Origin of the sequence: Enterococcus sp. AZ194 (assembly GCF_051713825.1) — a bacterium.
In the GTDB taxonomy this organism is placed as follows: Bacteria; Bacillota; Bacilli; order Lactobacillales; family Enterococcaceae; genus Enterococcus_K.
Map to the genome: position 1 here is coordinate 1,281,396 of NZ_JBIOQR010000001.1, position 24,397 is coordinate 1,305,792.

The 24,397-nt window shown below is 37.6% G+C and carries 29 protein-coding genes; 26 read left to right on the forward strand and 3 right to left on the reverse strand.

From position 1 onward, the window contains the following. Window positions 1-54 precede the first annotated feature (54 nt). The gene (locus tag IGI37_RS06120; protein ID WP_438760554.1) at window positions 55-636 is read right to left on the reverse strand and encodes an IS630 family transposase; all 582 of its coding nucleotides are present in this window, start codon (window positions 634-636) and stop codon (window positions 55-57) included. Continuing rightward, complete coding sequence (locus tag IGI37_RS06125; protein WP_438760555.1) at window positions 560-1,093, reverse strand: helix-turn-helix domain-containing protein; 534 nt, start codon at window positions 1,091-1,093, stop codon at window positions 560-562. Before IGI37_RS06125 ends, IGI37_RS06120 begins: the two co-directional genes overlap by 77 nt. A 335-nt stretch (window positions 1,094-1,428) precedes the next feature. Here IGI37_RS06125 and fabT point away from each other — a divergent pair, with 335 nt between their 5' ends. The 25 genes from fabT to IGI37_RS06250 all read left to right on the forward strand — a co-directional run bounded on the left by fabT (window position 1,429) and on the right by IGI37_RS06250 (window position 22,202). Beyond that, window positions 1,429-1,866 (forward strand): fatty acid biosynthesis transcriptional regulator FabT, encoded by a 438-nt coding sequence (gene fabT / locus IGI37_RS06130; RefSeq protein ID WP_438760556.1) that lies wholly within the window; start codon window positions 1,429-1,431, stop codon window positions 1,864-1,866. Beyond that, a complete protein-coding gene (locus IGI37_RS06135) occupies window positions 1,863-2,831 on the forward strand; it encodes a beta-ketoacyl-ACP synthase III (protein ID WP_438760557.1) in 969 nt (322 codons plus the stop codon). Before fabT ends, IGI37_RS06135 begins: the two co-directional genes overlap by 4 nt. Before the next feature lie 70 nt (window positions 2,832-2,901). Further along, a complete protein-coding gene (locus IGI37_RS06140) occupies window positions 2,902-3,129 on the forward strand; it encodes an acyl carrier protein (RefSeq protein WP_438760558.1) in 228 nt (75 codons plus the stop codon). An 82-nt stretch (window positions 3,130-3,211) separates the two neighbouring features. Further along, a complete protein-coding gene (gene fabD, locus IGI37_RS06145) occupies window positions 3,212-4,144 on the forward strand; it encodes an ACP S-malonyltransferase (RefSeq protein ID WP_438760559.1) in 933 nt (310 codons plus the stop codon). Continuing rightward, on the forward strand, window positions 4,144-4,881 hold the full coding sequence (gene fabG / locus IGI37_RS06150; protein ID WP_438760560.1) for a 3-oxoacyl-[acyl-carrier-protein] reductase: 738 nt from the start codon (window positions 4,144-4,146) through the stop codon (window positions 4,879-4,881). The genes fabD and fabG overlap by 1 nt, the downstream gene beginning before the upstream one ends. 16 nt (window positions 4,882-4,897) lie before the next feature. Then, on the forward strand, window positions 4,898-6,133 hold the full coding sequence (gene fabF / locus IGI37_RS06155; protein ID WP_438760561.1) for a beta-ketoacyl-ACP synthase II: 1,236 nt from the start codon (window positions 4,898-4,900) through the stop codon (window positions 6,131-6,133). Between the two features lies 1 nt (window position 6,134). Then, on the forward strand, window positions 6,135-6,635 hold the full coding sequence (gene accB / locus IGI37_RS06160; protein ID WP_438760562.1) for an acetyl-CoA carboxylase biotin carboxyl carrier protein: 501 nt from the start codon (window positions 6,135-6,137) through the stop codon (window positions 6,633-6,635). Window positions 6,636-6,655: 20 nt separating this feature from the next. Continuing rightward, the gene (fabZ, locus tag IGI37_RS06165) at window positions 6,656-7,075 is read left to right on the forward strand and encodes a 3-hydroxyacyl-ACP dehydratase FabZ (protein WP_438763599.1); all 420 of its coding nucleotides are present in this window, start codon (window positions 6,656-6,658) and stop codon (window positions 7,073-7,075) included. A gap of 7 nt (window positions 7,076-7,082) precedes the next feature. Then, a complete protein-coding gene (locus IGI37_RS06170; protein WP_438760563.1) occupies window positions 7,083-8,450 on the forward strand; it encodes an acetyl-CoA carboxylase biotin carboxylase subunit in 1,368 nt (455 codons plus the stop codon). A gap of 11 nt (window positions 8,451-8,461) precedes the next feature. Next, on the forward strand, window positions 8,462-9,322 hold the full coding sequence (accD, locus tag IGI37_RS06175) for an acetyl-CoA carboxylase, carboxyltransferase subunit beta (RefSeq protein WP_438760564.1): 861 nt from the start codon (window positions 8,462-8,464) through the stop codon (window positions 9,320-9,322). 3 nt (window positions 9,323-9,325) lie between these two features. Beyond that, window positions 9,326-10,111, forward strand: coding sequence for an acetyl-CoA carboxylase carboxyl transferase subunit alpha (locus tag IGI37_RS06180; protein WP_438760565.1), 786 nt, complete (start codon window positions 9,326-9,328; stop codon window positions 10,109-10,111). 346 nt (window positions 10,112-10,457) lie between these two features. Beyond that, window positions 10,458-11,300, forward strand: coding sequence for a transporter substrate-binding domain-containing protein (locus tag IGI37_RS06185; RefSeq protein ID WP_438760566.1), 843 nt, complete (start codon window positions 10,458-10,460; stop codon window positions 11,298-11,300). Window positions 11,301-11,316: 16 nt separating this feature from the next. Continuing rightward, complete coding sequence (locus tag IGI37_RS06190; RefSeq protein ID WP_438760567.1) at window positions 11,317-12,006, forward strand: amino acid ABC transporter permease; 690 nt, start codon at window positions 11,317-11,319, stop codon at window positions 12,004-12,006. A gap of 11 nt (window positions 12,007-12,017) precedes the next feature. Then, on the forward strand, window positions 12,018-12,749 hold the full coding sequence (locus tag IGI37_RS06195) for an amino acid ABC transporter ATP-binding protein (protein WP_438760568.1): 732 nt from the start codon (window positions 12,018-12,020) through the stop codon (window positions 12,747-12,749). A 307-nt stretch (window positions 12,750-13,056) separates the two neighbouring features. Next, complete coding sequence (locus IGI37_RS06200; protein ID WP_438763600.1) at window positions 13,057-13,584, forward strand: YqeG family HAD IIIA-type phosphatase; 528 nt, start codon at window positions 13,057-13,059, stop codon at window positions 13,582-13,584. Further along, window positions 13,581-14,690, forward strand: a complete 1,110-nt coding sequence (yqeH, locus tag IGI37_RS06205) for a ribosome biogenesis GTPase YqeH (RefSeq protein WP_438760569.1) — start codon at window positions 13,581-13,583, stop codon at window positions 14,688-14,690. The genes IGI37_RS06200 and yqeH overlap by 4 nt, the downstream gene beginning before the upstream one ends. A gap of 15 nt (window positions 14,691-14,705) precedes the next feature. Further along, window positions 14,706-15,017: a ribosome assembly RNA-binding protein YhbY gene (yhbY, locus tag IGI37_RS06210; protein WP_438760570.1), complete on the forward strand. Its 312-nt coding sequence runs from the start codon at window positions 14,706-14,708 to the stop codon at window positions 15,015-15,017. A 59-nt stretch (window positions 15,018-15,076) separates the two neighbouring features. After that, a complete protein-coding gene (locus IGI37_RS06215) occupies window positions 15,077-15,679 on the forward strand; it encodes a nicotinate-nucleotide adenylyltransferase (RefSeq protein ID WP_438763602.1) in 603 nt (200 codons plus the stop codon). Then, complete coding sequence (gene yqeK / locus IGI37_RS06220; RefSeq protein ID WP_438760571.1) at window positions 15,669-16,253, forward strand: bis(5'-nucleosyl)-tetraphosphatase (symmetrical) YqeK; 585 nt, start codon at window positions 15,669-15,671, stop codon at window positions 16,251-16,253. The genes IGI37_RS06215 and yqeK overlap by 11 nt, the downstream gene beginning before the upstream one ends. Window positions 16,254-16,298: 45 nt before the next feature. Beyond that, window positions 16,299-16,637 carry a ribosome silencing factor gene (gene rsfS, locus IGI37_RS06225; protein WP_438760572.1) on the forward strand — a complete coding sequence of 113 codons (339 nt, stop codon included), beginning with the start codon at window positions 16,299-16,301 and terminating at the stop codon, window positions 16,635-16,637. A 1-nt stretch (window position 16,638) separates the two neighbouring features. Continuing rightward, window positions 16,639-17,376: a class I SAM-dependent DNA methyltransferase gene (locus IGI37_RS06230; protein WP_438760573.1), complete on the forward strand. Its 738-nt coding sequence runs from the start codon at window positions 16,639-16,641 to the stop codon at window positions 17,374-17,376. A gap of 116 nt (window positions 17,377-17,492) precedes the next feature. Continuing rightward, the gene (locus tag IGI37_RS06235; RefSeq protein ID WP_438760574.1) at window positions 17,493-18,662 is read left to right on the forward strand and encodes a nucleotidyltransferase; all 1,170 of its coding nucleotides are present in this window, start codon (window positions 17,493-17,495) and stop codon (window positions 18,660-18,662) included. Window position 18,663: 1 nt separating this feature from the next. Beyond that, window positions 18,664-19,386, forward strand: coding sequence for a class I SAM-dependent methyltransferase (locus tag IGI37_RS06240; protein ID WP_438760575.1), 723 nt, complete (start codon window positions 18,664-18,666; stop codon window positions 19,384-19,386). A gap of 106 nt (window positions 19,387-19,492) precedes the next feature. After that, window positions 19,493-20,209, forward strand: a complete 717-nt coding sequence (locus IGI37_RS06245; RefSeq protein ID WP_438760576.1) for a YebC/PmpR family DNA-binding transcriptional regulator — start codon at window positions 19,493-19,495, stop codon at window positions 20,207-20,209. A gap of 295 nt (window positions 20,210-20,504) precedes the next feature. Continuing rightward, the gene (locus tag IGI37_RS06250) at window positions 20,505-22,202 is read left to right on the forward strand and encodes a metallophosphoesterase (protein ID WP_438760577.1); all 1,698 of its coding nucleotides are present in this window, start codon (window positions 20,505-20,507) and stop codon (window positions 22,200-22,202) included. A gap of 46 nt (window positions 22,203-22,248) precedes the next feature. Here IGI37_RS06250 and IGI37_RS06255 read toward each other — a convergent pair whose 3' ends face one another. Continuing rightward, window positions 22,249-23,316 carry an acyltransferase family protein gene (locus IGI37_RS06255; RefSeq protein WP_438760578.1) on the reverse strand — a complete coding sequence of 356 codons (1,068 nt, stop codon included), beginning with the start codon at window positions 23,314-23,316 and terminating at the stop codon, window positions 22,249-22,251. A 405-nt stretch (window positions 23,317-23,721) separates the two neighbouring features. Between IGI37_RS06255 and IGI37_RS06260 the strand changes: the two genes are divergently transcribed. Further along, on the forward strand, window positions 23,722-24,360 hold the full coding sequence (locus IGI37_RS06260; RefSeq protein ID WP_438760579.1) for a hypothetical protein: 639 nt from the start codon (window positions 23,722-23,724) through the stop codon (window positions 24,358-24,360). The last annotated feature ends 37 nt before the right edge of the window (window positions 24,361-24,397 follow it).

Sequence of the window (24,397 nt, forward strand, 5' to 3'; positions counted from 1 at the left end):
TAGCCAAAAATACAATTGAAAACTTGGTATATAGTTTCTGTTAATAAATAAGCATTAAAGGCACAGCCGATCAATCGTTTCTTTTGGAATGGTATTTACCCATCGAACAAATGCACGAACGGCTATTTTAATTTGATAATATTTGGAGAAAAAAACGTTGTTCACACAGGTTTCCTTGAGCCATTTCCATAGCTCTTCAATGGCATTCAAATTAGGGCTATAAGGTGGCAGAAAAAGGAGACGCAATCGGACATTTCTCCTCAAAAAATCTTGTAAAATTTTGGCATGATGAACTCTTGAGTTATCTAAAACCATGACGATAATTCCTGTAGGATACAATTTTAGAACATTTTCAAGAAATCCTTGGAAAACCTTTGCGTCAAATGTGTCACTTTCTTCCACATAAACGGCACCTGTTTCGTAATTCAATATTCCTGTAAGCTTGACACTGTAGTGTTTTCCGTACGTCTTAATCTTCTTTTGTTGACCAATAGGAAACCAAGTGGCTTGTAACGCTTGATAATCACGTATAGTGGATTCATCTTCAAAGAGCAGGTGCTCAATCTCCCCATTTACGAGTTTTTTTTTCAGATTCCAGTTGCTCCAAAAATTCGGCTTGTTTCTCTTTATCGGCATTTGCTAGTACATAGCTAGGCCGCGTATGACTTAAGCCAATTTGATGCATTTGTTGCAGAATACTGCTTTCTTTATAATCTATGTTATACGTTTCCTTTAACCATTTTGCTGCAAGCTTACCCGTCCAATTGTAGCGACCTGGAAAACCGACGTCATGAGGGACATAATCACGTATGACATCGTATAACGCTTGACTCTGTTCTTTTGTCATGAACGGTGGACGTCTAGATTTTTTTTGGGGAACGAGTGCAGTAAGTCCCCCTTGTAAATAACTATTTATATAGAGTCCTACAGTTGTCTCGTTCAAGTGAAACATTCCAGCGATTTCTTTATTTTGCTTCCCTTGCATACTTAAATCAATGACTTGGTATTTTAGTTTTAGTCTTGTATTTTTAGTTTCTCGCAACTGAGTGCGGATTTCTTCAATTTGTTCAGGAGTATAATGTCTTATTTTCATGGGAGAAACCTCGTTTTAGTTTCATTTTACCATGGATGGCAAGCTTTAATTTGAAATGCGTTTTACTTTACGGGAACTATATAGATAATAAAATTTTAACTGAAATATGGAATAATGCTTTGATAATCAAAATATTTTTCGTTTGTTTGACAAATTTATCAGAAATGATAGAGTCCTTGCTACACAATGCATGGCGAGGATTTCTTAAATAAAAAAATAAAATAATCGATTTTTTAGAGCGAAAAAAAGCAAAAAACGGGTTGCATTCACAAATAAAATACGATATAGTTTGAACATCAAATGATTTGATAATCAAACTAAATGGATGGTGCCCCATGGAACTGGAAACAATCAATGATTACCTGGTGACAGTCTTCAATGATATTCTCACCATTGAAGAATCCGAACTTAAAAAATCACAATTTAATGATCTTTCAATCACAGAAATGCACACGATTGAAGCGATTGGTATGTATAGAAAAAAAACAACGTCTGAAGTAGCAAAAGATTTATCAATTACTGTGGGTACACTAACTATTGCCATTAATAGATTAGTAAAAAAAGACTATGTCGAACGAATTCGTAGTGAAGATGATCGTCGGGTTGTAAAACTTGGCCTGACAAAAAAAGGAAAATTACTTTTCCGAGTTCATCAGCATTTCCATCGTGAAATGGTAAAAAATATTTTACACGGTATGGAGAAGACTGAAGAAGAAGCATTATTAAAAGCATTAAAAAATCTTCACACTTTTCTTCAAGGGTACAAGCGATGAGTAGATTTGCACAGATTATATCAAGCGCACGTTATGTCCCTGAAAAGGTCGTGACTAATGAAGATTTAACGAAATTAATGGATACTTCGGATGAATGGATTCGTTCCAGAACAGGAATTAAAGAGCGCCATGTGGTAACAGACGAAAATACTTCAGATTTATGTGTGATAGTGGCGGAGCAATTATTGAGTAAATCAGGTATTCTCGCTGAACAACTAGATTTTATTCTAGTTGCTACGATGTCACCAGATTATACAAGCCCTTCAGTTGCCTGCCAAGTACAGGGATTGATTGGCGCCAAAAACGCTATGGCATTTGACATTAGTGCAGCTTGTTCAGGATTTGTTTACGGCGTATCTATTGCCGAAAAATTTATCCGGACGGGTTCAAGTTATGGTTTAGTGATTGGTGGCGAGACGCTATCGAAATTATTGAATTGGGAAGACCGTTCAACCGCAGTTCTATTCGGAGATGGTGCAGCTGGAGTTCTACTTGAAGCTAGCGAAACACCAAGTATTCAAAAGGAAAAAATTGCTGCAGATGGTACCAGAAACCAAGCATTGACTGCCGGCTTTCATGAGAATAATAGTCCATTTTATGGAGAAAAATCAGAATCTTCATACTGCTTGAGTATGGTTGGCCGAGACATCTTTGATTTTGCTCTTCGAGATGTAGTAGCCAATATTAAAGAAGTTGTTGGCGATGAACTAGACTCTATTGACTATTTCTTATTACACCAAGCTAATGAACGAATCATTGAGAAGATTTCTAAGAAGTTAAAAGTTCCTAGAGAGAAGTTTTTAACGAATATGGATAGATATGGCAATACCTCAGCTGCGAGCATCCCGATTTTATTCGATGAAGCAGTTGAAACTGGGAAGATTCAATTAGGTTCCAAACAAAAAGTTGTGTTTACAGGTTACGGTGGAGGGTTAACTTGGGGAAGTATTCTCCTCACTCTATAGTAGCTGTTTACAATAAATTTAGAGCTTTGCTCAATCAAAAAGATGAAAACAATATTGGAGGAATATAGAAATGGTATTTGAAAAAATTCAAGAAATTATTGCAGAAGAATTAGGGAAAGATACAGAAGAGATTCAATTAACAACAAACATTCAAGATGATTTAGAAGCGGATAGCTTAGATTTATTCCAAATCATCAACGAAATTGAAGATGCTTTCGATGTGAAAATTGAAACAGAAGATGGCATTTCAACTGTTCAAGATTTAGTAACATATGTTGAAAAACAAAAAGCTGAATAATAATTATTGAGGTTAGGCGATTCGCCTGGCCTTTCCTTTTATAGAAGAAATAAATTTACTACGTTTTGATAAGGAGAACGCAATGAAAACAGCATTTTTATTTAGTGGACAAGGAGCACAATATCAAGGGATGGGTCAAGAACTTTGCAAGACTGAATCAATTGTTCGTGAGACATTTGAAGAAGCCAGTCAAGCTCTTGGCTATGATATGGCGAAGCTTTGTTTTGAGGAAAGTCCTCAACTAAATCAAACAGAATATACACAGCCAGCAATCTTAACCGTGAGCGTGGCTTTTCATCGATTATTAGCTTCAGAAAACTTTTCTGCCGATGTTATGGCGGGACTAAGTTTAGGAGAATATTCCGCACTAGTTGCTAGTGGCGTGCTCGATTTTTCGGCGGCGGTTCAATTAGTATCAAAGCGTGGGAAATTTATGAGTGAAGCAGCTCCAACAGGTACAGGGAAAATGGTGGCAGTGATGAATGCCCCCGTTGATGTCATTGAAGAGTGCTGCAAAAAAGCTAGCCAATTAGGAATTGTTTCTCCGGCTAATTATAATACGCCTCAGCAAATCGTGATTGGTGGTTCGGTTGAAGCCGTTGACGAAGCAATGAGACTGTTAAAAGAAGCAGGAGTTAAACGAATGATTCCACTAAATGTTAGTGGTCCTTTTCATACCAGACTTTTAGAGCCAGCAGCAAAAAAACTTGAAGATGTTTTAGCAACTGTTGCGTTTTCTGAACCAAGGATTCCTATAATCAGTAATACAACCGCAAAAATCATGCCGTATGATCAAATGAAAGAACTACTAAAACGACAAGTGATGTCACCAGTCCGTTTTTATGAAAGTATTGAAACGATGAAAGAGCTGGGCATTACAAGAGTTGTCGAGATTGGCCCAGGGAAAGTATTGAGTGGCTTTATTAAAAAAATTGATTCTTCTATTGAGATTTCAAGAATAGAGGATACCGAAACATTTCTTCAAACAAAAGAATTTTTAGCAGGGGGTAACTGATGGAATTAAAAGGGAAAAACGTCTTTATTACAGGAAGTACTCGAGGTCTTGGTGCAGCAATGGCGACAGCTTTCGCCAAAGAAGGCGCGAATATTATTTTAAACGGGCGCGGTGAAATTTCTGCGGATAGCATTCAAGAAATACAAAATCTAGGTGTTTCATGTGTTGGCGTTTCTGGCGATATCTCAGATTTTGATAGTGCCGGCGAAATGATTGACCAAGCGATTAAAGAGCTTGGAAGTGTTGATGTTTTAGTTAATAATGCAGGAATTACAAATGATAAGTTAGTCTTACGTATGACAGCTGATGATTTTGAAAAAGTGTTAAAAATTAATTTGACTGGCACCTTCAACATGACCCAACATGTCTTAAAAAAAATGATGAAACAACGTCAAGGCGCAATCATCAATCTTTCAAGTGTTTCAGGATTAATTGGTAACCTAGGTCAAGCAAATTATGCCGCTAGTAAAGCGGGTGTAATTGGTCTGACAAAATCAGTTGCTAGAGAGGCGGCTACACGTGGTATTACTTGTAACGCGATTGCCCCAGGATTTATTGAAACTGATATGACTGATGTGTTATCTGATAAGGTCAAAGAAGAAGCGTGTAAGCAAATTCCAATGCAACGTTTTGGTCGTCCAGAAAATGTCGCAGAAACAGCTGTATTTTTAGCTAAGAGTTCGTATATTACAGGCCAAGTCATCAATGTTGATGGTGGCATGGTTATGCAAGGGTAAGGAAAGGAGCAAAATGATGAATCGAGTAGTAATTACAGGGTATGGCGTAGCATCTCCTATTGGAAATGACAGCGAAGCCTTTTTAGATAGTTTGAAAGAAGGAAAAAATGGAATTCGTCCAATCACTAAGTTTGACGCAACAGATACAGGAATTACCGTTGGAGCAGAAGTCCATGATTTTCCTTTTGATAAACATTTTGTGAAAAAAGATAGCAAGCGTATGGATTTATTTTCTATTTACGGAGTTTATGCTGCTTTAGAAGCAATGGAAATGAGCGGATTGACTACTGAAACAGTAAATCAAGATCGTTTCGGCGTCATGGTAGGTTCAGGAATTGGTGGCTTACAAACGATTCAAGACCAAGTCATTCGTATGCATGATAAGGGTGCGCAACGTGTATCGCCAATGTTTGTGCCAATGTCAATTGTAAATATGGCTGCAGGAAATATTGCCTTACGTGTAGGCGCTAAAGGGATTTGTACGGCAATCGTAACTGCCTGTGCAACAGCGACTCACTCAATTGGAGAAGCGTTTAGAAATATTAAACACGGCTACTCTGATGTTATTTTGGCAGGAGGCTCAGAAGCTTCTATTACAGGAATTGGTATTTCAGGATTTGCTTCTTTGACTGCTTTATCAAGAGAAACAGACCCAGATAAAGCTTCCGTTCCTTTCTCTGCAGAACGTAATGGATTTGTTATGGGTGAAGGTGCTGGGATTTTTGTAGTGGAATCATTAGAGCACGCACAAAAACGTGGCGCAACAATCTTAGGGGAAGTTGTCGGTTATGGTGCAAACTGTGATGCCTATCATATGACTTCACCGACTCCAGATGGATCAGGTGCTTCAAAAGCGATGATTTTAGCGATGGAAGAAGCTGGAATTTCGCCTGAAGATGTTGGTTACATCAATGCTCATGGAACTAGTACACCTGCTAATGATAAAGCAGAAGCAAAAGCTATCCGTCTTGCATTAGGTGAAAACTTTATGAACACATATGTAAGTAGTACAAAATCAATGACAGGTCACTTATTAGGGGCTGCTGGTGGGATTGAAGCAATTGCAACACTGCTTGCTTTAAAACATCAATTTGTACCACCAACCATCAACGTAAAAGAAATTGATCCTGAGATTGAGTTGAACGTTGTGATTAATGAGAGCAAACCTGCAGAATTAACTTATGCTATGAGTAATTCATTAGGTTTCGGTGGTCATAATGCAGTCATCTGTTTAAAACGCTGGGAGGATTAAGATGAATATCAGCGAGATTAAAGAATTATTGAATCAATTTGATGTGTCTTCACTAACAGAGTTTGATTTACGTGAAGGTGACTTTGAACTATATATGAATAAAAACAGTGAGTCTAGACAGCAAGTCATGTCAACTCCTGTTCAATCTATACAAGCGTCAGCTGCTGATTTAGCAGCTACGCCTGTATCTGTGCCGATACAAGCCCTTCAATCGACTGAAACTAGTAATTCAGCTAATGAAACGCCAGGTAAACAAGCAGAAGGAGAAGAAATCCTTTCCCCGATTGTCGGTGTCGTTTATTTACAGCCATCACCTGATAAACCAGCTTATAAATCGGTGGGTGATACAGTCAAAAAAGGTGAAGTCTTATGTATTATTGAAGCGATGAAGCTAATGAATGAAATTACCAGTGAATTTGATGGTGAAATAACTGAAATTCTTGTAAATAACGAAGATGTGGTTGAGTTCCATCAGCCATTATTTCGAATTAAGTCAAGATAGAAAAGAGGATAATGATGAAAATGAATATTGAAGAAATCAAACAAATTATACCTCACCGTTACCCTATGTTATTGATTGATACAATTGAAGAAATCGAAGAAGGCCAGAGAGTAGTTGCTAAGAAGAATGTGACCTTTAATGAGCATGTTTTCCAAGGGCATTTTCCGGGCGAACCTGTTATGCCAGGTGTCTTAATCCTTGAAGCGATGGCACAGGCAGGAGCTGTAGCGTTACTTTCATTAGAACAATTTAAAGGGAAGACGGCTTATTTTGGTGGAATTGATAAAGCCAAATTTAGACAAAAAGTTGTTCCAGGCAATACATTAATGTTAGAAGTTGAGATTCTTAAAGTGAAATCTTCAGCAGGAATCGGTAAAGGAATTGCTCGTGTTGACGGCAAAAAAGTAGCTGAAGCAGAATTGACATTTATGATTGGATAGGTGACGTATGTTTTCAAAAATTTTAATAGCCAATCGTGGAGAAATCGCTGTTCGTATTATTCGTGCTTGTCGAGAAATGGGGATTCAGACGGTTGCTGTTTATTCTGAGGCAGACAGAGAGGCTCTTCATACGCAGATGGCTGATGAGGCGGTTTGTATCGGACCTGCTAAAGCGACAGATTCTTATTTGAATGTGCAAGCGGTTCTTAGCGCAGCTATTGTAACTAAGGCTGAAGCCATTCATCCAGGATTCGGTTTTCTATCGGAAAATAGTCAGTTTGCTTCGATGTGTGAGGAATGTAATATTGTATTTATCGGTCCCAAAAGTCAAACGATTGATGCAATGGGAAACAAAATAAATGCTAGAAAACTGATGATTGAGGCAGAAGTTCCAGTGATTCCAGGTAGTGAAGGGGTTATTTCGAGTGTCGAGGAAGCCCTTGAGATTGCAGAATCGATTGGCTACCCTGTGATGCTAAAAGCGGCTGCTGGGGGTGGCGGAAAAGGAATCAGAAAGGTTCTGAACGCTGATGAGTTACCTCAGCACTTCTCATCTGCTCAACAAGAGGCGAAAGCGGCCTTTAATAATGATGATATGTATATTGAAAAAATTATTTATCCAGCTCGCCATATTGAAGTCCAAATTTTAGGTGACCAATCAGGTAATGTCATCCATTTAGGAGAACGCGATTGTTCATTACAAAGAAATAACCAAAAAGTCATGGAGGAATCTCCTTCTGTGGTGATTTCAGAAGCGAAAAGACAGAAACTAGGCGAGGCAGCTGTTCGTGCAGCCAAAGCCGTTTCTTATGAAAACGCTGGGACGATTGAATTTCTAATGGATGAACAAGGGGATTTTTTCTTTATGGAGATGAATACACGAATCCAAGTGGAACATCCCGTAACAGAAATGGTGACAGGTGTTGATTTAGTCAAAAAACAAGTCGAAGTGGCTGCAGGGGAACCTCTAGGGTTGACGCAAGAGGATATTCATTTCTCTGGTCATGCGATTGAATGTCGGATCAATGCAGAAAATCCGGCGTTCCATTTTGCGCCGTCACCTGGGAAAATTCACAACTTGTTATTACCAAGTGGTGGAATGGGTTTACGTGTAGATAGTGCGATGTATTCAGGCTACAGTATTCCTCCCTATTATGATTCAATGATTGCAAAAGTGATTGTTCATGGGGAAAACCGCTTTGATGCGTTGATGAAAATGCAGCGTGCCCTTGGCGAAATAGTCACGGATGGTGTGATTACAAACGCAGAGTTTCAAATGGACTTGATTAGTCATCCAGCTGTTTTGGCTGGAGACTATGACACAGCCTTTTTACAAGAAACATTCTTACCAAATTGGACACCTGAGGAAGAGTAGGAGGATGAAACATGGGTTTGTTTAAAAAGAAAAATTATATTCGAATTAATCCAAATCGACCAACCCAAACGTCGAATCAACCTTCTGTTCCAGATAATATGTGGGCGAAATGCCCAAGTTGTAAACGAACGCTTTATACGAAGGAAATTGGGGCAGAAAAAACCTGCCCTCATTGCGGATATAATTTTCGAATTAGTGCGTGGGAACGCTTGTCCTTATTGATTGACGAAAAAAGCTTTGAAGAATGGGGAACCGATTGTCAAACGGAGGATCCATTAGACTTTCCAGGCTATTTAGAAAAAGTTGAGAAGGTTCAAGAAGCAACGGGGCTTCACGAAGCAGTTTTGACTGGAAAAGCAACGATTGACCAACAACCTATTGCAATTGGAATTATGGATTCAAACTTTATTATGGGAAGTATGGGAACCGTTGTTGGCGAAAAAATTTGCCGTCTGTTTGAGCGAGCGATAGAAGAAAAGTTACCAGTTGTTTTATTTACGGCATCAGGTGGTGCACGAATGCAAGAGGGAATTTTTTCGCTGATGCAAATGGCAAAAATTTCTGCTGCTGTAAAACGTTATAACAATGCTGGACTGTTTTATCTGACTGTTTTGACGGATCCGACGACTGGCGGAGTGACGGCTAGTTTCGCGATGCTTGGAGATATTATTTTAGCAGAGCCTCAAAGTATGATTGGGTTTGCTGGACGTCGAGTGATTGAACAGACTATCAAACAAGAGTTACCCGAGAATTTCCAAAAAGCTGAGTTTCTACTTGAACATGGGTTTGTTGACCAAATCGTGCCAAGAGCTGAGTTAAAACAAAAGCTGGTTGATCTCTTGCACTTGCATACAATGAAGGGATGGGTCTAGTTTATGACAAATACAGCACATGAGATTGTTCAGTTGGCTAGACACAAAGATCGTTTGACTAGCTTGGATTATTTTGAAAGAATATTTGATGGGTTTCAAGAATTTCATGGTGATCGTTTGTTTAGTGATGACCAAGCAATCGTAGGCGGAATTGCGCTTTTAGATGGGAAACCAGTAACGGTTATCGGGATTCAAAAAGGCCGCAATCTTCCAGAAAATATTGAACGAAATTTTGGTTCTCCTCATCCAGAAGGGTATCGAAAAGCTTTACGACTAATGAAACAGGCGGAGAAATTCAAACGACCAGTAATCACCTTTATCAACACGGCTGGCGCCTTTTGCGGGGTTGGTGCAGAGGAACGTGGAGAAGGTGAGGCGATTGCTAAGAATCTGTTTGAAATGGCTGATTTAAAAGTTCCAACTTTATCAATTATTATTGGTGAAGGGGGCAGTGGGGGCGCGCTAGCCTTGGCCTTAACAGATGAGGTTTGGATGCTGGAGCAGACGATTTATGCAATTCTATCTCCTGAAGGTTTTGCTTCGATTCTTTGGAAAGATGGTAGTCGCGCACAGGAAGCTGCCGAACTGATGAAAATTACAGCACCTGAACTTAAAGAGTTGAATGTTATCGATAAAGTCATTCCGGAGACCTTCCAGGGAAAACCTCTATCACAAGAGAAGGTTCTTCAAATTGTGAAAAAAGCGTTAGTTGAAAAACTAACACAATTAGCAAAAAAAGAAGTAGATGTTCTTTTAGAAGAACGATATCAACGATTTAGACGTTTCTAAAATAGTCAGTGGTTAATTTCAATATTAACCATTGGCTTTTTTTTGCTCAATTTAACGAGAGAACTCACAAATGTTGTGAGTGCCTATTTGCTATTACCTAAAAAATGTATAAATATGTGATTCAAAAGGTCGGTTGTTACATGGATATAAATGAGCTATCCATTGATTTGCCTCATTTTCCCGAATAATAATGGCTTTAATCACTGGTATAAAAGCATTTCTGCTCTTGAAAAAAGAAACTTAAAATTTTTTCGAAAAATGGATGAAAATTCAAAAACAATGTGGTATTATGTATATAATCACAAATAAATGATTTGTAATGCATAAAAATTAAGGAGTGTTTTGTATGAAGAAGTATTTCGGGATTATTTTATCAGTTGTCGCAATTTGTATTTTGACCGCTTGTGGAGATGGTGGAAAAACCTCTTCGTCGGGTGGAGCGAATAAAGAGGAGACAAATCAGTTGGCGGCAATTAAAAAAGCAGGCGTTTTAAAGGTGGGGACCTCTGCTGACTTTGCGCCGTTTGAATTTCATAAGATGGTTGATGGAAAAGATGAGATTGTCGGAGCAGATGTAGATATGGTCAAGAAAATAGCTGAAGAGTTGGGTGTTAAAGTCGAATTTATAGATATGGAGTTTTCTGCAGTTCTAACTGCTTTACAGCAAGGAAAAATCGATATTGCCATTTCCGGGATTTCTGCAACAGAGGAACGTCAGAAAACATTTGATTTTTCAGTCAATTACTATAACCCACCACAAAAAGTTATGATCAATAAGAAAAATGCCGATGCTTATACTTCAATTGATTCATTAAGTAAGAAAAAAGTTGGCGCACAAAAAGGTTCGATTCAAGAATCAGTGGTTAAGGAGCAGATTGGGGACGCTCAAATTGTTTCGGTTGCCAAAGTACCTAACTTGGTTATTGAGCTGAATCAAGGCTCAATTGACGCGTTGGTTGTCGAAGAAACAATCGGTGCGGCTTACATTGCTCAAAATGCCGATTTGATGTTTGCTGACATCGATTTGGTGTCTAACGAAGATGAGGCGTATGCAATCGCATTGCCTAAAGGAAGTACGGAATTAAAAACAGAGCTGGATAAAATCCTGGAAGGCCTAATTAAGGATGGAACCGTTGAAGAGTATGTTCAAAAAAACAGTAAATTAGCCAATGAAAGCACGGATAAATAGATTGGAGCAATAAACGATGAATTTTTCTTTCTTACCGAACTATCTTCCCTACTTTTTATCAGGGACATTAGTTACACTGATTATTTCAGTTGTCACCATCATCTTGGGAACAATACTGGGGATTTGCTTAGCTTTAATGAAGTTATCCAAAGTAACCCCTTTGCGATGGTTTTCAAATATTTACATTGAGGTCTTTCGGGGAACACCAATGTTAATTCAGGTTTTGATAGGATTTGGTTTGTTACAAGGAATTGTTTCGGCACCAACAATTACAATTGGCGTGTTAGCCATTGATTTTGGCCGATTGATTCCAGGGATGTTAGTTCTTTCGCTTAATTCAGGGGCTTATGTGGCGGAGATTGTCCGGGCAGGGATTATTGCAGTTGACTATGGACAACAAGAGGCAGCAGGGTCTTTAGGTTTAAGACCAATGCAAGCTATGCGTTATGTCATTTTACCTCAAGCCCTTAGAAATATTTTGCCACCCATGGGAAATGAATTTATTATTTTGATTAAAGATTCTTCTCTATTATCAACTATTGGTATTTATGAATTATTAAGTAGTGCTCAGATTGTTGTCTCTGATTCGTTTATTCCGTTAGAGCCGCTATATGTAGCTGCAGGAATCTATTTTATCCTAACGTTTATTCTATCTAGAGTCTTAAATCTATGGGAAAAGAAATTAGGGAAAGGTTATCATCGGTAGGAGGAAGCAGGATGAGTTCATTAATTGAAATAAAGAAATTGCATAAATCATTTGCTAAACAAGAGGTTTTAAAAGGGCTGGATACGGAAATTAAAAAAGGGGAAGTGGTCGTGGTCATTGGTCCTTCAGGTTCAGGGAAAAGTACCTTTTTGCGCTGTATTAATCTCTTAGAGGAGCCGACGAGTGGAACGATTCTAGTGGATGGCACCGATATTACTCACAAAGACAATGATATTTATAAAATGAGAGAAAAGTTAGGGATGGTTTTCCAACAGTTTAATCTGTTTCCAAATATGACAGTGTTGGAAAATATCACGCTTTCGCCGGTTAAAGTTAAAAAAATGGCGAAAAGTGATGCTGAGGTGATTGGACTCGATTTATTAAAGAAGGTTGGCCTAGTCGACAAAGCGGATGCGTATCCTCAGTCTTTATCAGGAGGACAAAAGCAGCGGATTGCGATTGCTCGTGCATTAGCTATGGAGCCTGAAGTCATGTTGTTTGATGAACCGACCTCAGCTTTAGATCCAGAAATGGTCGGAGAGGTTTTGACTGTTATGCAAAATTTAGCGCAAGAGGGAATGACAATGGTGATTGTTACTCATGAGATGGGCTTTGCAAAAGAAGTCGGCGATCGTATCTTGTTTATGGATCAAGGAGTAATTGTAGAAGAAGGAACCCCAACAGAAGTTTTTGAGGAAACTAGAAGCCCTCGGACGATTGATTTTTTATCAAAGGTTCTCTAAGTATAAATAGCATAAATCATAAATAGACAGACGGCATTCAAACAAAAATTATAGCTTCTCCCTATTTATTCCAGAATAAAATTTTAAATTTTCTGAAATAAATAGTGAAAGCTTTTTTTGTCTCTTTTATAGAGGAAGTCATCAAAAATCAAGAGAATCAGTCAGAGTTAAGACAAGGAATGCGAGGAAATAGTGAGGTTTCAAGATTTCTGTTTCAGAATAGTAGTTTTTTTCAAAGAAATAACGTATAATATGGGGTTGAGGAGTACAAATGGTACTCCTTCATTTTTTGAATCAAGGAGACAATATGTTTTCAAATTATAAACCAACGTGGATGGTTGATGCCATCTATCAAATTACACCAGAACAATTGAAGAAAATGGGCATTAAAGCTGTATTAACTGATTTGGATAATACACTGATTGCTTGGAATAATCCGGATGGCACCCAAGAGCTTTTGAACTGGATTCTTGAGATGAAAAATGCTGGAATTCCAGTAGTGGTTGTCTCAAATAACAAATCGAGTCGTGTGGAGCGTGCGATTCAAAAATTTGATTTAGATTATGTTGCACGAGCCTTAAAACCATTTGCTCGAGGTATTAAGTCTGCGCAGAAAAAATTAAATCTTTCAGATGATGAAATTGTCATGGTAGGCGATCAAATTATGACGGATATCCGTGGGGCTAATCGAGCGGGTATTCGCAGTATCCTCGTTCGACCAATTATTGATACAGATGGTTGGAATACACGTATTAATCGGTTTTTTGAGCGAAAGATTATGCGTTCTTTACTGAAAAAACATCCTGAAATGAAATGGCGAGGTGGACTCGAATGACAGAAGCAATTCATTGCATCGGCTGTGGGGCCGAAATTCAAACACAATCTCCCGGTGAATTAGGCTACACGCCTAAAGGGGCACTAGAAAAAGGCTTAGAATCAGGTGAAGTTTATTGTCAGCGTTGTTTTCGATTGAGACACTACAATGACATTCAAGATGTTCATTTGACAGATGATGATTTTTTACGTCTTTTAAATACACTTGGACAAGAAGAGGCGTTGATTGTGAATGTCGTTGATATTTTTGACTTTAATGGGTCCTTAATTCCTGGGTTACACCGTTTTGTTGGTAATAATCCAGTGTTATTAGTAGGAAATAAAGTCGATATTTTACCTAAGTCGTTAAAGAAATCGAAAATGAAACAATGGATGGTTGAGCGAGCACATGAAGCAGGGTTACGCCCGGTTGATGTCTTGTTGACGAGTGCCAAAAAACCGAATGAGATGGAAGAACTGTTAGCGACAATCGAAAAATATCGTGAAGGCCGTAACGTCTATGTTGTCGGGGTAACGAATGTCGGGAAATCAACCCTGATTAATCAAATTATTAAACAGACAGCAGGTGTTCAAGATCTGATTACGACATCACAATTTCCTGGAACGACATTGGATAAGATTGAAATTCCTTTAGATGACGGAAAGTTTTTAATCGATACACCAGGGATTATTCATCGACATCAAATGGCTCATTATTTAGGAAAAAAAGATTTACGTATTATTGCACCTACAAAGGAAATAAAACCCAAAATCTATCAGCTAAATGCGGGACAAACACTCTTTTTGGGTGGTCTTGCTCGTTTTGATTTTATTCAAGGAGATAGAAGTTCATTTGTTGCGTATGTTTCAAATGATATTGAACCACATCGAACGAAGCTTGAAAATGCGGATGCTTTCTATGAAAAACATGTGGGGGGACTTATTCAACCTCCTCGTGTCGATGAAGTGGCAGATTTTCCTGAATTAATCCGTTTTGAGTTTTCAATTAAGGAAAAAACCGATATAGTTTTTGCCGGGTTAGGATGGATTACCGTGACAAGCCCTGGAGTAGTGGCTGGTTGGGCGCCAAAAGGGGTCGACGTCATCAAACGCAAGGCATTGATTTAAGAAAGAAGGACAATTATGGCATTACGAGGAAAACAAAAACGATTTTTACGAAGCCAAGCGCATCATTTGAACCCTATTTTCCAAGTAGGAAAAGGCGGAATGAATGAAGCGATGTGGATTCAGATTGATGAAGCGCTCATGAAACGCGAATTAATCAAGATTAGCTTGTTACAAAATACTGATGAAGTAGCTGAAGAGGTTGCTGAAATCTTGGAAAACGAAATTCATTGTCAGGTTGTCCAAATTATTGGACGGGTGTTAGTATTATATAAACCTTCTGACAAAGAAAAATATCAAAAAATTTCTAAAGAAGTCCGCGCAATTTAAAAGGTGGTGCGATCATGAGTACACATATCCAGTCTAATAATAGAACGACCGTGTTAACAATGCCTGAAAAAACAGAAATGATAGCTAGAAAACAAGTAGGTATTTTAGGTGGGAATTTTAATCCTGTTCATTTCACTCATCTGATGATTGCAGATCAGGTGGGGCAGGGATTAGGGTTAGATAAAGTGTATCTGATGCCGTCTTATCTTCCGCCACATGCGGATGAAAAGAAAACGATTGACGCCGTGCATCGACTAGCTATGTTGGAGCTCGCTGTTGAAGATAATCCTTTATTGGCAGTTGAAACGATTGAACTTGAGCGAAAAGGCAAAAGCTATACCTATGAAACGATGCAAGCTTTGACAGAAAAAAATCCGGATACTGATTACTATTTTATTATTGGTGGTGACATGGTGGATTATCTTCCAAAGTGGCATCGTATAGACGAATTGCTTGAGCTAGTTAATTTTGTAGGCATTAGGAGACCTGAGTTTGGCATGCAGCCGGCTTATCCAATTATTTGGGTGGACGTGCCTGAAAATGATTTAAGTTCGTCCGTGATTCGCAAAAAGGTGACTAGTGGTTGTAGTATCCGCTACTTAGTCCCTGAAAAAGTTCGACGCTATATTCAAGATAAGGAGTTGTATCTTAATGAACTATAGTGAAAAATATACGATGTATGCGCGTGAAGTGTTGATGCAAAAGGTCCAAATGCGAATGAGTGAACGTCGTTTCAAACACGTTTTAGGTGTGGAGGAAACGGCAATCACGCTAGCTAAAAAGTATGGTGTTTCACTTGAAAAAGCCAGTATTGCCGCATTAACACATGACTATGCCAAAGAACGACCAAATGATGAATTTATTTTGGTGATTAATCGCGATGGTTATGACAAAGAGCTTCTAAATTATGGGAATGCAATTTGGCATGGTCTTGTCGGGGCAGATTTTGTATCTAGAGAGCTTGGGATTATGGATGAAGAGATTCTACAAGCCATTCGATTGCATACAACCGGCGCTGCCGAGATGAGCTTATTAGACAAAATTATTTATGTTGCTGATTATATTGAACCGGGTCGTTCATTTCCAGGGGTCAAAGAAGCACGTGAACTTGCTTTTGTCGATTTGGATGAAGTAGTTGCTTTTGAAACGAAGCATACCCTAGAGCATTTACTTATGCAGGAGCAAAAGATTTATCCGAAAACTATTGAAACGTATAACTATTGGGTAGCAAATTGAGCTACCGTCTAAATCAAGGAGGGAATTATCATAGATAGTCAACAGATGTTAGAGATTGCAGTAAAAGCAGCCGATTCAAAACGTGCTGAGGATATTATGGTTCTAGATGTTAGAGAAATTTCTTTATTGGCAGATTATTTTATTATTTGTTCAGGAAATAGTGAACGTCAAATTAATGCGATTGTTGAAGAAGTCATCGATCAAGAAGAACAAGAGAAAGTAGAAGTTAAACGTGTAGAAGGAAAAGAAGGAGGCAAATGGGTCCTAATCGATTTGGGCGATGTTATTGTCCATGTTTTCCATGCTTCAGAACGTAGCTTCTACAATTTAGAAAAATTGTGGTCAGATGCCCCATTAGTTAGCATTAATGAGTGGGTCAGCTAAAATGGCTTACGAGACCTTTGCATTTGTATATGATGAAGTCATGGATACGAATTTGTATGAACAATGGCTAACTTTCTCAAAGCGTCACTTCCCGGAGAATACTAAGGAAGTCTTTGAGCTTGCTTGTGGAACAGGTGCTTTAGCAGTAGCTTTTGCTAAAGATGGTTATCAAGTGACTGGGTTAGATTTGTCAGAAGAAATGTTAATGATCGCCAGTAATCGGGCAATTGATGAAGAGGTTGAAGTTCAATTTGTTCAGGGAAATATGCTTGATTTATCAGAAGTTGGGCAGTATGAAGTAATTACATGTTTTTCAGATTCTTTATGTTACATGTCCAACCGACAAGAGGTTCAGCAAGTTTTTGACGAAGTGTTCCAAGCGTTAAAAGATGAGGGGACATTTATCTTTGATGTTCATTCGGTGTATCAAGTGGATACGGTCTTTCCAGAATATAGCTACCACTATCAAACAGACGATTTTGCGTTTTTATGGGATAGCTATCCTGGGAAAAAAGAGCATAGTATTGAACATTTTCTGACTTTCTTTATTGAAAATCCAGAAGATCCTAGTCAATTTATTCGAGAAGATGAGCTTCATCAAGAACGGACGTATACAATGGAGAACTATTTAACGATGCTTGAAAGTGCGGGCTTTACTCAAGTGTCAGTTTATGCTGATTATACAGATGAGGCACCGACAGAGACGAGTAAACGCTGGTTTTTCGTTTGTCAAAAATAAATATCAATTGACTTACTATTAAGAGGTTGGGACAGGACACGAGAGGCAATACCTTGTGAGTCGTCTTGACCTTTTTTATCGAGCTGAGTCAAACTAAACGATAAAAAGGAGCGCCTATGAAAAGTTGTGGAGTGGTTGTAGAATATAATCCGTTTCATAATGGACACCTTTATCATTTAAAGCAGGCAAGAGAGGCAAGTAAGGCTGAGGTAATTGTTGCTGTCATGAGTGGTAATTTTTTGCAAAGGGGCGAGCCTGCAATTATGGACAAGTGGATTCGCGCTAATCAAGCATTACAAAACGGTGCGGATTTAGTGATTGAGTTGCCTTTTGAGTGGTCAGTTCAGTCAGCTGACTATTTTGCTAAAGGAGCTATTCAGCTATTGCAGGCAGTTGGTTGCGCAAGTCTTTGCTTTGGGACAGATAGTGAACAAGCGTTTGATTATGAAGTGTTTGGAGCTTTTGTTAAAGAAAATAAAGAAAAAATTGATCAAGAATTTAACTCGCTAGAAGACTCTTCCCTTTCCTATGCGCAGAAAATGACTGAAGTATTTCGTAAGCTGTATCCAGAAATTTCATTGGATTTTATCTCACCAAATCATATTTTAGGGCTAAGTTATGCCAAAGAAAATGCCTTGTACAAATCACCGATGAAAATCTACCCAATCTTTAGAAAATCTGCAGGTTATCATGATAACCAGTTAGCAAAAGGTGCGATAGCTAGTGCCACAGCGATTCGAAATGCAGCGAAGAACAACCAGTCGACAGAAAGCTACGTACCTAAAGAAACGCAAGCTGACTTACTTGAGCAACATGTTACTTCGTGGGAGGATTACTGGCCGTATCTGCGTTATAAAATTCTTTCCACTGAGGTGTTAGAGCTGCAACAGATTTATCAGGTAAAAGAAGGGTTAGAGTATCGAATAAAAAAAGCTGCTACGTCTTCTAAAACGTTTGATCAGTTTATTCAAGCAGTGAAGTCAAAACGTTATACACAGACTCGATTACAGCGACTTGCTTGTTATATATTGTTGAATGTTAAGGAGCATGAGATAAAGACACAATGGGAAAAACCTTATTTACATGTGTTAGGATTTACAAAAAAAGGTCAAGCATATCTAAAAGAAAGAAAAAAAGCGAGCCAATATCCATTTGTTTCAAAAATTGGTAAGAAGGAAGAAGAGCAATACCAGCTTCTGATTAGAGGAGATAAGATTTATCAGCTAGGAATCAATAAAGCAGAACAAAATTTTGGTCGGTTTCCGATTAAAGTGGAGGATGAATAATATGAATGAATATGATAATCCAGATTTCTTTGAAAAATATGCTCAGATGGCTCGTTCAAAAAAAGGTCTCTCTGGAGCGGGTGAATGGCACCAGCTAAAAAAATTATTTCCCAATTTCACAGATAAACGCGTACTTGATTTGGGTTGTGGTTATGGCTGGCATTGCCGTTATGCAAGTCAACAAGGTGCTTCTTCTGTTTTAGGAATAGATGTTTCGACACGGATGGTTAAAAAAGCCCAAGAAATGACGACCGAAGCAACGATTGATTATCAAGTGATGAAGATGGAGGAAATTGACCAATTGGGAACTTTTGATTGTGTCATCAGTTCTTTAGCTCTACATTATGTTTCGTCATTTGAAGAAATTGTTAAGAAGGTCCATTCTCTATTGGACGAGAAAGGTCAGTTCGTCTTTTCTGTGGAACATCCGGTATTTACAGCTGAAGGAACAGAGGATTGGCTGTATGATGAACAAGGAGAGATTCTTGCTTGGCCAGTAGATCGTTACTTTGAAGAAGGATTAAGAAGGACACAATTTCTAGGGGCAGAAGTTGTGAAGTATCATAAAACGCTAACAACGTATCTAAATAGTCTATTAGTAAATGGCTTTGAATTAATCGAGGTGATTGAAGCTCAGCCAGACCCAGCCATGTTAGAAATACCAGGAATGAAGGATGAATTAAGAAGGCCGATGATGCTTCTAGTCTCTGCGCAAAAAAAATAAGTGATTACAAAATAAAAAAAGCTTCACAGAAATGGATTTCACAAGTATAATAATACAGGATGTTTTAGAATAGAAAATTACAGAGAAAAGAAAGAGACGTGATATTATGGGTCGTAAATGGGCAAATATTGTAGCAAAAAAAACCGCAAAAGATGCAAATAATAGCCGGATTTATGCAAAATTTGGAATTGAAATTTATGCAGCAGCAAAGTCTGGGGATCCTGATCCACATGCGAATCAAAAATTGCGTTTTGTTATTGAACGTGCCAAAACATATAATGTACCAAAACATATTATTGATCGTGCGATTGAAAAAGCAAAAGGATCAGGTGATGAACAATACTCTGAGCTACGTTATGAAGGATTCGGACCAAATGGCTCAATGGTAATTGTTGATACATTAACGAATAACGTAAACCGAACAGCAGCAGATGTTCGTGCAGCTTTTGGTAAAAATGGTGGGAATATGGGTGTCAGTGGTGCTGTTTCTTATATGTTTGATAACACTGCAATCTTTGGTTTTAGCGGTCAAGATGCAGATGAGCTGCTTGAATACCTAATGGAAAAAGATATCGATGTTCGAGATATCCTAGAAGAAGAGGATCAGTTGATTGTTTATGGTGAACCTGAAGATTTCCATGCTATTCAACAGGCCTTGAAAGAAAAAGGAATTGAAGAGTTTTCTGTTGCTGAAATTCAAATGCTTCCTCAAAATGAGGTAACATTAGAAGGTGACGATTTACAAAAATTTGAAAAGATGATTGATGTCTTAGAAGATTTAGAAGATGTACAACAAATCTTCCATAATGTTGATTTAGATTAAGAATGCGCGTGTATCAACGGGTAGGAATTAGATTTTAAGCGTTGAGAGATCAAATATGGGCATATAAGGGGCAAAAGTAGAACGAAAGTTACTTTAGCTTTAGCGCCTAGATTGAAATAATGAGAACCTAAACCAGAAGGAAAAGAGCCTATTTCCTTCTGGTTTTTGACTATTCCTATCTTATGATGAAGGGGCATACGAATTTTTGAGGGGTTTCTGGCTACTAACCACTCAAGAAATGATATAATAAGACGCGAAGTTGTAGAAGATTATTTTAAATGAATGAGGTGGTTGAATGGGCGTGAGTAATGGCAAAGAACTTATGAGTAAGAAAGAGTATTTACCAGCAGCGGAGAAAGGAATGTTACCCACAACATTAACGAGACGTTTTGAGCTGTATCCTGAAAATAAACGGCGTCCAGTCAACAAAACCTTATTTAAGAACAATTATTTCCAGATGACTTGTAACACGCGAAGTCAAACGTTAGAAATCTCATCAAAAGGAGATATTGTATACTCTGCGATTCCTTATGATACAGGGAGAAATTATATTCAGCGTGCGGCTATTCAATACTTGCTTCATCCTGAAGATGTTCGACAGTACATTGAGATGCATAAGTCAAATATTGAGCAGTATCTAGTGCTGAGCCTTTTTCAAGTGACCAAAAAGAAACTAGGAAAGGACTCGTCAGAAGTTGCACAAGCGTATCAAGCAATTTTGCAAAACCCATTACTTGAGATTCAAGTGGTAGGACGACTATTGCAGCATGATGAAACGGGACCGCTCTCAGCCAATTTGGCAGGTAAGTTTTTATTTAGTGAGAATCAAAAAACAGGTATTGCTGGTTATATAGCTGAATACCTCAAATTTGTCGTTGAACTCACTCATTCGTTACCAGTAACGACTGATGGAAAAAATATTTTATTGTTAGAGGGCGTGCAACAGGAAAGTTCTTTAAATGGACAGGAGATGTCCAAACAATTAACTTTTGATTCTGATATTTCTCAAGGCTTAACGCTTCTACCAAGTGAAATACGACAAACAATTGTGCAATCACTTAGTCAAACTACTCAACCGCAGCTTACGAATAATCAGCCGCTGTTACGTTCAGAGTTTGGCAAAGAGTTAGCAGATGTGCGAAAAGGTTACGTGGCACATAGTGTGGCGCCAGAAGAATTGAAGAAGTATTTCGAGAATATGTTACCAACAGAGAATACGAACATTGTGAATGTTGTTTCTGATATGCATATAAAGGATGGGAAATTTCCATTTAGCAATCCCAACTTTAATATTCTAGCTGGGGATATACTTGATTCAGAAGTCATAAATAAAAAAATTAAGGGGATATATGTTATAGGAGGGCATGAGTTATCAGCCGTTCTTCCCAAAACGACAGATTTGAACGATGAAACGTGGCAAAAATGGCAGCCATTTTTTGGCTACGAATGGTTCAAATTACTCAGAGAGAATCCTGTTGACGCTTGGCCGCTACTGCCGATTGGTAACCATGCTTTTTATAAAGTTGTCAAAAACGAGATTCAGAAGAACTTTCCCAAGATGAGAATATTACACAATCAAAGTGTGGTTCATGAAGGCGTTCGTTATATAGGATTGACCATTCCTGTTGCGTTAACTAAACGAAAAAAAGAGCTTCAGCGGTTTCTTTTAACTACGCTAAAAGAACTACTTGGTGATGATTATGTGACACCAACAGTTATTGTTTCTCATGCGCCATTATTTAATGAGCTTAGTCGACTTTCACCAAGAAGTGCTGCGTATAGCAAGGATTATATTTGTTCTGAGCCTAAAATCAATCAGCTGTTTGAGCATTTTCCTATTATTGGTGTAATTCATGGACACCATCATATTCCAGCAGCTTTTGGTCGTTATAAATTGGTGGAATTTTCTGGTAAGGAACGATTTGTTGTGTGTTCGATATATTCTGATATGAATACAGGATTTGAATTGATGAGTTTGATAAGTAAAGAGTAAAAAAGTGGCGAGGTATGATACCTTAGCCACTTTTCATTCATAGAATTCAATTGTTCACTTCTTTTTTTGAAAAGAGTCTTTGCAAACTATCACCTAGGTAATTTACTAATTTCATAACATATTGGTCAAATAGTAATGCCAAGATTAAGGTCATGAAAAAGCTAAGCATAGTAAAGATAAAGTAATGACGATTCACACCGTAATAAGATAATAGAATCATCGGGATGCGCTGCAGTATATATATGCTGAAGACATGCGATCCGAGCCAGTCCAATAATGGACTTTCAATTTTAATTTTTTTGGTAAAAACAACAAAAGAAAAAGCCAAAAACATCATAAATAATGAATACATTTCTATCCCGTTACTTATATGAACCTTGGAATATGCTGCGATTGTAAAGGTGATTAAACAAACAATGATGTATACTAAATCATTCTTAACAAGCTTATCAAACATAGGTTTGATATAAGCGAAAAACATACCAAAAGGAAAGCAGATCATAGTGTTATATGTGTAGCCAGGTCTATTTATTTTCATAAAGAAGTAAACAATAGCAATCGTGAATAATGTAGTCAAAATAACTCCTATTACTGTGTACTTTCTCGCAATGCTGAAGGCAAAAAAAGTGAAAAGTAATAGAATCAGCATTGAAGTTATATACCAGTTGCTGTTTCTTAAAGAAGTCCAGCTAGTAAATGCCAGTAATGTGGTTTTTAACAGCATAGAATACTCAGTAAATAGATTTACCAATATAAAGAGTATAACGACAACGTCAAACTGCAACAGAAGCTTGAAAATTTTTATAGGAATTCCTTTAACATATTGGGTTCCTTTTTTTTGAATAGACGTCATGATTCCAAATCCTGAATAGAATAAGAAAGTAACAACTACCCCTTGCCCAAGAAATGCTCGCAATTGGAGATAGAGGGCACTATTTGGCGTTGATAAATTTAAATATTGGGTTGCATGTGATAATAGCACTAGAAATACAAAAATTCCATTAATTGTTGTTGTCTGTTTTTTTGACATATAGTCTGAGTGAAATTCATCTTTTGCTGCAAACCGAATTCCAGAGATAAATAATGCCATAAAGAAAAATAGGATATAGGTCATTGTATGATAAGACTCCTTTTTATATTTTGCTGGCTAGAATTTGATAGCCTATCCTAGTATATCAAATTCTACAACAGCATGTATAATAAATTTTTGAATAATTATTGATAAAAGAGAAAATGAAATCATAAAGGTCAAGCTCATGGATAAGCTAATTAAGATTCCTTGTATTATAAATTCGAACGGATGTTATTTTATAACGATTATTATCTAGAGAATTATATTCAAAAAAATAATGTTATTTTATTTAAAATGAACGTTTTTTTGGTTTTTATCTGAAAGAAATTATGCTACTATGAAGAAAGGATAAAGTAAGTGAAATTTAGGAAAGTGAACGAGCATAAAGTTCCTTAATAAATTTAATGAAGAATTACTAAAAAGTAAGATATATTAAGGAGAATGTGGATGATGCAAGCAATTACCTTAGAGCCTTTTGACCGCATTTTGAGTGGCTATAAAAAAGTTGAAGAATTAGCAGTCCCTGTGGAAGCTTGTTCATATTTATGCGAAAAATATCAATTGTTCGGCGTTCAGGGATATCAATTAGCTAATTTTCGTTCGACAGGATATTTGAATCGTTATTTAACTTGTACATTTGAACATCTTCCAACATTGGTTTATAAAAAAATTTATCGTATCCCGTTAGCATTTAGACGAGCGGAGCACTCTCAATTACTTTTTTCAGATGATTATCGCTTTGAAGGCTTTTTATTACTATTGGAGTGGTATTTGAATAATCAACCAGACAAGATTATTATGGATAAACATCGAACGGATATGAAGAAAGGGCCTATCTATTTAGACAGTGCTTTTTTAAATTTTCGTTTGTCAGAAATCTTGGATGGTGCGGGCTTTCCACTGAGTAATTTTTATTCACTTGAACAATTTGTCGAATGGAACCGCATTTATCGATTGATTAATAACAAATCAATCGGTCGTCATAGTAAAGTATTTGATGAGACTTCAGAAGAAAACCTATCAGAATTACGAATTATTTTAAAAATAGTTAGTCTAAAATATGGTCCGGTGAGTTTTACGGTCTAAATAAAAGCGCATCAAATTCAGTTCAAAAAATTGAATT